Genomic DNA, 9,068 nt, shown 5'->3' on the forward strand with positions numbered 1-9,068 from the left:
CCCGAACCCGGTCCCGCACCCGGTCCCGATCCGGTCCCGTTTTCGCTTCCGCCCGATCCCGTACCTCCGTCGTACAGCGCCACCCGCTCTGCCCAACCAGCACCCCCAGCCAGGGAGGCAGCCCGTGTCAGCACCCGCCGTACGTACCGGAGTCTGGTTCATCGGAGCACGCGGCTCCGTCGCCACCACCGCCACCGCGGGGTGCGCGGCGGTCGCGGCAGGGCTCCACCGGGCGGCAGGCATGGTCACCGAGACCCCGCCCTTCACCGGCAGCGGGCTGCCCGCGCTCACCTCACTCGTCTTCGGCGGACACGACACGGCCGGCTGCCCGCTGCCGAAACGGGCCGAGACACTGGCGGACGGCGGAGTGCTGCCGCAGGGCCTGCCCTCGGCGGTGCGCTCCGAACTCGCCGCCGCGGACGCCGGGATACGGCCCGGCGGGCCCCTGCCCGGCGACACTCGCAGCGACGAGGAGCTCATCACCGCGTTCGCGGCCGACCTCACCGACTTCGGGCGCCGCAACGACCTGGCCAGGACGGTCGTCGTCAACGTGGCGTCCACGGAGCCCGTCCCGGCCCCCGGCGAACAGCGGCTGCCCGCCAGCTCGCTCTACGCGGCGGCGGCACTGCGGGCCGGCTGCCCCTACATCAACTTCACCCCCTCCACCGGGCTGCGCACCCCCGCCCTCCAGGACGCCGTCGCGGCCTGCGGACTTCCTCACGCGGGCCGCGACGGCAAGACCGGCCAGACACTGCTCCGCTCCGTACTCGCCCCGATGTTCGTGCAACGCGCCCTGCCCGTACGGGCCTGGTCGGGCACCAACCTGCTGGGCGGCGGGGACGGAGCGGCGCTGGCCGACCCCGGCGCGGCGGCCGCCAAGAACGCCGGCAAGGAACGCGTTCTCGCCGACACCCTGGGCACCGCCCCCGAGGGCGAGGTGCACATCGACGACGTACCGGCCCTCGGCGACTGGAAGACCGCCTGGGACCACATCGCGTTCGACGGGTTCCTCGGCGCGCGGATGGTGCTCCAGACCACCTGGCAGGGCTGCGACTCGGCACTGGCGGCGCCACTGGTCCTGGACCTCGCCAGGCTGGTGGCCCGCGCCCACGAACTGGGCATGAGCGGCCCCCTGCCCCAGCTCGGCTTCTACTTCAAGGATCCGGACGGCGGTCCGGCAGCGCTCTTCGAGCAGTACCAGGCGCTGCTCGCCTTCGCCGGGACGCTGCGGGGGGAACGGTGACGGTACGCGCCTGGGCGGAGCTGCTACGGGTCTCCGCGCTCTTCACCGTCCCCGGCGACGCGCTCGCCGGGGCGGCGGCGAGCGGCCGGCGTCCCGACCGCGGCACCGCGCTCGCCGTCGGGGCCTCGCTCTGCCTGTACGAGGCGGGCATGGCGCTCAACGACTGGGCCGACCGCGAGGAGGACGCCATCGACAGGCCGCACCGGCCGATCCCCTCGGGCCGGATCGCACCTGCTGCGGCCCTCGCGGCGGCAGGCGCGCTGACGGCCGCGGGGCTGGGCCTCGCCGCGCGGGCCGGCCGCCCGGCCCTCGCGGTGGCCGCCGGGCTGGCGGCGACCGTGTGGGCGTACGACCTCCGGTTGAAGCACACCCCGGCCGGGCCCGCGGCGATGGCCGCCGCACGCGGACTGGATCTGCTGCTCGGGACCACCGCCACCGGAGCGACCGGGCGGACGACGGGGCCCGGGCCGACGCCGGATCCGGCTGCGGGCGGCTCCGTTCTCGCAGCCCTCCCGGCCGCCGGACTGCTGGGTGCGCACACCTACGCCGTCACCGCCGTCTCCCGGCACGAGGCACATGGCGGATCGACCACCGCACCTCTCACCGCACTCGCGGCCGTGGCAGCACTGGGCGCGGCGGCCCTGCGCATCCGGCAAGGCCGGCGCGAAGACCGGGAGCCGGCCCAGCACCCCGCACCCGGCGGGCAGGACGAGTCGCCCCTGCCCCTGCCCCGTCCGGCGTACCGCTCGCCGGTGCCCTTCACCGTCACCGCCCCCGGCCTCGTGCGCACCGCGCTCACCGCCTCCTACGTCCGGACCGCCGCAGTACCGCTGCTGCACGCCGCGCTCAACCCCTCGCCGCTACTCACCCAGCGCGCCGTCGGCGGCGGTATCCGGGCGATGATCCCGCTCCAGGCCGCCCTTGCCGCCCGCACGGGAGCGGTCGGTACGGCGCTCGCCGTCATGGGACTCGTACCGATCGCCCGCACCCTCGCCCGGAAGGTGAGCCCGACATGACTATCCGCCTCGGCTACGGCACCAACGGGCTCACCGACCTCCGCCTGGACGACGCCCTCGGACTCCTCGCCGACCTCGGCTACGACGGGGTCGGCCTGACCCTCGACCACATGCACCTCGACCCCCTCGCCCCGGACCTCGCCGCCCGCACCCGCCACGTGGCGTCCAGGCTCCAGGAGCTGGGGCTCGGCGTCACCGTCGAGACCGGCGCCCGCTACGTCCTCGACCCACGCCGCAAGCACGGCCCGTCCCTCCTCGACCCGGACCCGGAAGCCCGCGCCGCCCGCACCCGGCTGCTCGTCCGGGCCGTCCGCGTCGCCGCCGACCTCGGCGCCCACGCCGTGCACTGCTTCAGCGGCATCACCCCACCGGACACCACGCCCGACACCGCCTGGCAGCGGCTCACCGACTCGCTCGCCCCGGTCCTGGACGCCGCCGACCGCTCCGGCATCCCGCTCGCCATCGAACCCGAGCCCGGACACCTCCTCGCCACGCTCGCCGACTTCCACCATCTGCGCGTCCTCTCCGGAGACCCGCCGCCGCTCGGCCTGACCCTCGACATCGGCCACTGCCAGTGCCTGGAACCCGCCATGCCCGTCGACTGCGTCCGTGAGGCCGCGCCCTGGCTGCGCCACGTCCAGATCGAGGACATGCGCCGCGGAGTCCATGAACACCTCCCGTTCGGTGAGGGCGAGATCGACTTCCCGCCCGTACTCGAAGCGCTCGACACCCTCTCGGACACCGGCTACCGCGGCCTCACCGTCGTCGAACTGCCCCGCCACTCCCACGCCGGTCCCGAACTCGCCCGCACCTCCCTCGAATTCCTCCGCGCACACAGTCCGTCGAACCAGGATCCGCCGATGCGAGATCCGTCGAGCCACAGCCCGTCGAGCCGCTGAACCGCCGAAGGGAGCGACGCCATGCCGATGTCCCCGACGAACCCCCCGCTGCTGACCCGCAAGGAACTCGACGCACAGCTCGGCGGAGCCGCGCGCGCCTGGCTCGACGAGGCCCTCGCCGAAGCAGAGCACTCCGCCGCCCACCAGGACACCGAAGAGTCCGGCGGACCGTATGCCGCCCCGTCGTGGGAACTGCGGTACGCCGCCGCGGGCCGGCACTGCGGACTCGAACACGCCGACTCCGTCCGTGCCCTGCTGCTCATCGAAGCCCGGGTCACGCTGCCCGCCCTGACCAGGCTCTACGAACAGGGCACCGCCGCCGAACGGCGCGCCGTCCTGCTCACCCTGCACCGGCTGGACCTCGGCCCCACCGCCCTTCCGCTCGTCGAGGACGCCCTGCGCACCAATGACACCCGGCTCGTCGCCGCAGCCGTCGGACCGTACGCCGCCGCTCATCTCGATCCGCACAACTGGCGCCACGCCATTCTCAAGTGCCTCTTCACCGGGGTCCCCGTCGATGCCGTCGACCAACTGGCCCGACGCGCCCGCGGTGACGCCGAACTCGCCCGCATGCTCGGCGACTTCGCCGCCGAACGCATCGCAGCGGGCCGCAGTGTCCCCACTGATCTCACTCGCGTCCTCGAACTCACCACCCCCGGTGCCGCCGCCCCCACGGAGGAGTCCTGATGCGCATCTTCGACCCGCACATCCACATGACCTCCCGCACCACGGACGACTACCAGGCCATGTACGACGCGGGGGTCCGCGCTCTCGTCGAACCCTCCTTCTGGCTCGGCCAGCCCCGCACCTCGCCCGCCAGCTTCTTCGACTACTTCGACGCCCTGCTCGGCTGGGAACCCTTCCGCGCCGCCCAGTACGGCATCGCCCACCAGTGCACGCTCGCCCTCAACCCCAAGGAGGCGAACGATCCGCGCTGCGTCCCCGTGCTGGACGCCCTGCCCCGCTATCTCGTCAAGGACTCCGTCGTCGCCGTCGGCGAGATCGGCTACGACTCCATGACCCCGGCCGAGGACACCGCCCTGGCCGCCCAGCTCCAGCTCGCCGCCGACCACGAACTGCCCGCCCTGGTGCACACCCCGCACCGGGACAAGCTCGCCGGGCTGCACCGCACCCTCGACGTCATCCGCGAATCCCACCTCTCCCCGGAGCGGGTCCTGCTCGACCACCTCAACGAGACGACCGTGAAGGACGCCCTGGACAGCGGCTGCTGGGCAGGCTTCTCCATCTACCCCGACACCAAGATGGACGAGGACCGCATGATCGCGGTCCTCAGGATCCACGGCACCGAGAAGATCCTGGTCAACTCGGCCGCCGACTGGGGCAGAAGCGATCCGCTCAAGACCCGCAAGGTGGGCGACGCGATGCTCGCCGCCGGGTTCGGCGAGGACGATGTCGACCAGGTGCTCTGGCGCAACCCTGTCGCCTTCTACGGACAGAGCGGCCGGCTCCAGCTCGGCGTCGCCGCGCCGGAACCCCTCCACGAAGGCAACTCCATCCTGCGCGGCGGGGAGTGAGGCGATGCGCTTCCGCCACCCCGACGGCTCCACCGTCCACCTCTCGTACTGCACCAACGTCCACCCCGCCGAAACACTCGACGGCGTCCGCGCCCAACTGCGCGACCACTGCGAACCGGTCCGCAAACGCCTCGGCCGCGACCGGCTCGGCATCGGCCTCTGGCTCGCCAGGGACGCGGCCCGCACCCTGATCAACGACCCGGCCGAGCTGCGGTCCCTGCGCGCCGAACTGGACCGCCGCGGCCTGGAGGTCGTCACCCTGAACGGCTTCCCGTACGAGGGATTCGGCGCCGACGAGGTCAAGTACCGGGTGTACAGGCCGGACTGGACGGACCCGGAGCGGCTCGCCCACACCACCGACCTCGCCCGGCTCCTGGCCGGCCTGCTCCCCGACGACGCCACCGAAGGCACCATCTCCACCCTCCCGATCGCCTGGCGCACCCCCTTCGACTCGGACCCCGAGGCGGCCCGCACGGCACATACCGCACTCACCGCCCTCGGTGAACGTCTCGACGCACTCGCCGAGCTCACCGGCAAGTCCATCCGCATCGGCCTCGAACCCGAGCCGGGCTGCACGGTCGAGACCACCGCCGACGCCATCGCGCCCCTCACCTCCGTCGGACACCCACGCATCGGCATCTGCATCGACACCTGCCACCTGGCCACCTCCTTCGAGGACCCCGACACCGCCGTAGACGCGCTCGGCGCAGCGGGCATCCCGGTCGCCAAGGCACAGCTCTCCGCCGCCCTGCACGCCGAACACCCCCACCTCCCCGAGGTGCGCGCCGCACTCGCCGCCTTCGCCGAGCCCCGCTTCCTGCACCAGACCCGCACCAGCACCGCCGCCGGGCTGCGCGGCACCGACGACCTCGGCGAGGCCGTCACCGGCCGGGCCCTGCCGGACGGCGCCCCCTGGCGCTCCCACTTCCACGTCCCCCTGCACGCACCACCCGCATTACCGCTCACCTCCACCCTTCCCGTGCTCCGATCCACACTGACCCGCCTGGTGGGCGGCGCACGGCCCCTCACCAGACACCTGGAGGTCGAGACGTACACCTGGCAGGCGCTCCCGGTCGCGCAGCGCCCCCGTACCCGCACCCAGCTCGCCGACGGCATCGCCGCCGAACTCACCCTCGCCCGCGACCTCCTGGTCGACCTCGGCCTCAAGGAGCTCCCGTGACCACAGCCGAGCAGCCCACCGGGACCGTCACACCCACCCCTCTCCTCGTCGTCGACGTCGTCGGCCTCACCCCGCGGCTCCTCGACCACATGCCGCACCTGAAGTCCCTGGGACAGTCAGGCACCCATGCCCCCCTCGGCACCGTCCTCCCCGCCGTCACCTGCGCCGCCCAGTCCACCTTCCTCACCGGCACCACCCCCGCCGAACACGGCATCGTCGCCAACGGCTGGTACTTCCGCGAACTCGGCGACGTCCTGCTCTGGCGCCAGCACAACGGACTGGTCGCGGGCGACAAACTCTGGGACGCCGCCCGCCGCGCCCACCCCGGCTACACCGTCGCCAACATCTGCTGGTGGTACGCGATGGGCGCCGACACCGACATCACCGTCACCCCGCGCCCCGTCTACTACGCCGACGGGCGCAAGGAACCCGACTGCTACACCCGGCCGCCCTCCCTGCACGACGAACTCACCGAGAAATTCGGCACCTTCCCCCTCTTCCACTTCTGGGGCCCCGGAGCGGACCTGGTCTCCTCGCAGTGGATCATCGACGCGGCGCGGCACATCCTCGACACCCGCAAACCCGACCTGGCCCTGTGCTACCTCCCTCACCTCGACTACGACCTCCAGCGCTACGGCCCCGACGACCCGCGCTCCCACCGGGCCGCGGCCGAACTCGACCGCGCCATGGCCCCCCTCCTGGACGACGCCCGCCGCGAGGGCCGCACTGTCGTCGCCCTCTCCGAATACGGCATCACCCGGGTCGACCGGCCCGTGGACATCAACCGGGCACTGCGCCGGGCCGGCCTCCTGGAAGTCCACACCCAGGACGGCATGGAATACCTCGACCCGATGGCCTCCCGCGCCTTCGCCGTCGCCGACCACCAGCTCGCCCACATCTACGTACGCCGCCCCGAGGACCTCGAAGCGACCCGCGAGGTCCTCCAGGGCCTCAAGGGCATCGAGCAACTCCTCGACGACGAGGGCAAGAAGGCACACGGCCTCGACCATCCGCGCTCGGGCGAACTGGTCGCCGTCGCGGATCCGGATGCCTGGTTCACGTACTACTACTGGCTCGACGACGCCCGTGCGCCCGACTTCGCGCAGCTCGTCGAGATCCACCGCAAACCCGGCTACGACCCCGTCGAACTCTTCCTGGACCCCCAGGACCCGTACGTCCGGGTCAAGGCGGCCGCGGCCGTCGCCCGCAAGAAGCTGGGCATGCGCTACCGCATGGCTGTCGTCCCCCTGGACCCGTCACCTGTTCGCGGCAGCCACGGCCGCCTTCCGCAGAGCGACGAAGAAGGCCCGCTCATCCTGTGCTCCACCCCCCACGCGTTCACCGGCCCCGTCCGGGCCACCGAAGTGAAGTCCCTGCTCCTCACGCTTGCCGGCCTCGCATGAGATCGGTTCGTGCACAGCGTTTCGAGCATCTTCGAGAAAGAGAGAGACCGTGATCGCCTACAACGACGAACCCGGAACGGACGGCGACCTGCGCCGCAGCCTCGGCGTCAGCCGCCGCCGTTTTCTGAGCACCTGCACGGCTGCTGCGGCAGCGGCGGTCGCCGCGCCCGCCTTCGGCGCTTCGCCGGCCCTCGCCCGGACCGCCTCCGGCAGGGAGCGGGGCGTCGGCCAGGCTCTGGTCCCGGCGGAGCGACGAGGAATCATCCTGTACACCGTGCGCGACGCCACGGGCCGGGATCCACTCAGCACCGACCTTCCCTCGGGCTTCCGTGAGGTCTTCAGGGAGCTGGCCCGCTACGGCTACCAGCAGGTCGAGTTCGCCGGGTACGGCCAGCACGCCAACGCACCCGGCGGAAGCAACCTCGAATCGGTGGAAGGCGCGAAGCTGCTGCGCTCGTGGCTGGACGACTACGGTCTGCGCGCCCAGGGAAACCACGGCTTCATCCCGTCATCCTGGCCGCTGGACCAGAGCGACCTGGACCAGTTCAAGCGCCACCTCGAAATGGCGAACATCCTCGGCATGGAACACATGGGCACCGGTGGCGACCCCACCGGCAGCGCCTACCGTGCCGACTGGGACGTGGCGGCCGACAAGTGGAACACGCTGGGACGGATCGCTCAGGGCGCGGGCATCAAGCTGTACACCCACAATCACGACGCGGCCTATGGCTTCCTGCTCGACGGCGGTCCGCTGGACGCACACGGTCGCCCCACCCGCAGCTCCGGCATCCGCAAGCTCGAGTACTTCCTTCAGGTCACCGACCCGAAGTCCGTATGGCTGGAGATGGACATCTTCTGGGCGCACGTAGCCCAGTACAAGTTCCACACCTACACCGCGCACGACGGATCGCAGCAGGAGAACATCTTCGACCCGGCGGCACTGGTCCGCTGCAACACCAAGCGATACCCGCTGTTCCACGCCAAGGACGGCATCGTCAACACAACCAGCGGCAATGGCTACGACATGGTCCCCTTCGGTACCGGGGTCATCGACTACCGGACGTTCTTCCGCCGCGTCGGGGCGAAGAACTACCACAACCCGATGGTCGAGCAGGACAACGCGCCGAGCTCGACCGTCCCCGCGCAGTCCCTGAACCATGCGCGGATCGGCTACGACAACTTGGCGGCGCTGCGCAAGTAGGACCACCGGCGGCACCGGAGGTGCGGTCCGCGCCTCACCCCGAATTCCTGAAGCCCGGGGAACAGCGCAAACGCCCGCCCGGTGCCGGTCAGGCACCGTACGCTCCACGGCAGTCCCCAGGAGTGTACGGTGCCTGACCGGCACCCCGAACTGCGCGACCAACCCCGGGGCCGGCCGGGAATCCGCCGGGACGGACTCGTCCGGGAGATCGGCAAACCCCGGCACCTCGCCCGGGCCGACGTCGACCGCGCCATCGACGGCGTGCGCCGGTACGTCGACGACATCGACCGGATGCTCGACGCCCGTACATGCGGAACCCGCACCAGGAGCGTGCGGCGGCCATTCCGGCGCACTACGCGTACCGGTCCGACAACGGACTGTGCGTAACGCCCCCGGTCCACCCTCCGGATGTGTACGCCACCCCACCCTGACCACCGAATATGCAGGTGAGAGGCACCCCAAACCCCTGGTATTGTTTTGTCTGTCGCCGCGGGAGACCGGGGCCGATCACCTAGTCCGGGTGGCGGAATGGCAGACGCGCTAGCTTGAGGTGCTAGTGCCCTTTATCGGGCGTGGGGGTTCAAGTCCCCC

The 9,068-nt window shown here is 71.9% G+C and carries 9 protein-coding genes; all 9 read left to right on the top strand.

What is annotated here, in order from left to right; translation table 11 throughout:
• The first annotated feature begins 124 nt into the window (after positions 1-124).
• Positions 125-1,243 carry an inositol-3-phosphate synthase gene (locus tag IE107_RS00510; protein ID WP_189539769.1) on the top strand — a complete coding sequence of 373 codons (1,119 nt, stop codon included), beginning with the start codon at positions 125-127 and terminating at the stop codon, positions 1,241-1,243.
• A complete protein-coding gene (locus IE107_RS00515; protein WP_189539770.1) occupies positions 1,240-2,259 on the top strand; it encodes an SCO3242 family prenyltransferase in 1,020 nt (339 codons plus the stop codon). Before IE107_RS00510 ends, IE107_RS00515 begins: the two co-directional genes overlap by 4 nt.
• Complete coding sequence (locus IE107_RS00520; protein WP_189539771.1) at positions 2,256-3,158, top strand: sugar phosphate isomerase/epimerase family protein; 903 nt, start codon at positions 2,256-2,258, stop codon at positions 3,156-3,158. Before IE107_RS00515 ends, IE107_RS00520 begins: the two co-directional genes overlap by 4 nt.
• A gap of 21 nt (positions 3,159-3,179) precedes the next feature.
• Complete coding sequence (locus IE107_RS00525; protein WP_189539773.1) at positions 3,180-3,845, top strand: EboA domain-containing protein; 666 nt, start codon at positions 3,180-3,182, stop codon at positions 3,843-3,845.
• Entirely contained in the window at positions 3,845-4,693 is an 849-nt protein-coding gene (locus IE107_RS00530; RefSeq protein WP_189539774.1) for a TatD family hydrolase, read from the top strand. The genes IE107_RS00525 and IE107_RS00530 overlap by 1 nt, the downstream gene beginning before the upstream one ends.
• A gap of 4 nt (positions 4,694-4,697) precedes the next feature.
• A complete protein-coding gene (gene eboE, locus IE107_RS00535) occupies positions 4,698-5,873 on the top strand; it encodes a metabolite traffic protein EboE (RefSeq protein WP_189539776.1) in 1,176 nt (391 codons plus the stop codon).
• Positions 5,870-7,276 carry an alkaline phosphatase family protein gene (locus IE107_RS00540; protein ID WP_189539778.1) on the top strand — a complete coding sequence of 469 codons (1,407 nt, stop codon included), beginning with the start codon at positions 5,870-5,872 and terminating at the stop codon, positions 7,274-7,276. The genes eboE and IE107_RS00540 overlap by 4 nt, the downstream gene beginning before the upstream one ends.
• Positions 7,277-7,325: 49 nt before the next feature.
• A complete protein-coding gene (locus IE107_RS00545; protein ID WP_189539779.1) occupies positions 7,326-8,477 on the top strand; it encodes a sugar phosphate isomerase/epimerase family protein in 1,152 nt (383 codons plus the stop codon).
• 129 nt (positions 8,478-8,606) lie between these two features.
• A complete protein-coding gene (locus IE107_RS35660; protein WP_189540601.1) occupies positions 8,607-8,864 on the top strand; it encodes a hypothetical protein in 258 nt (85 codons plus the stop codon).
• Positions 8,865-9,068: the final 204 nt, after the last annotated feature.

Source organism: Streptomyces gelaticus (genome assembly GCF_014649535.1).
In the GTDB taxonomy this organism is placed as follows: Bacteria; Actinomycetota; Actinomycetes; order Streptomycetales; family Streptomycetaceae; genus Streptomyces; species Streptomyces gelaticus.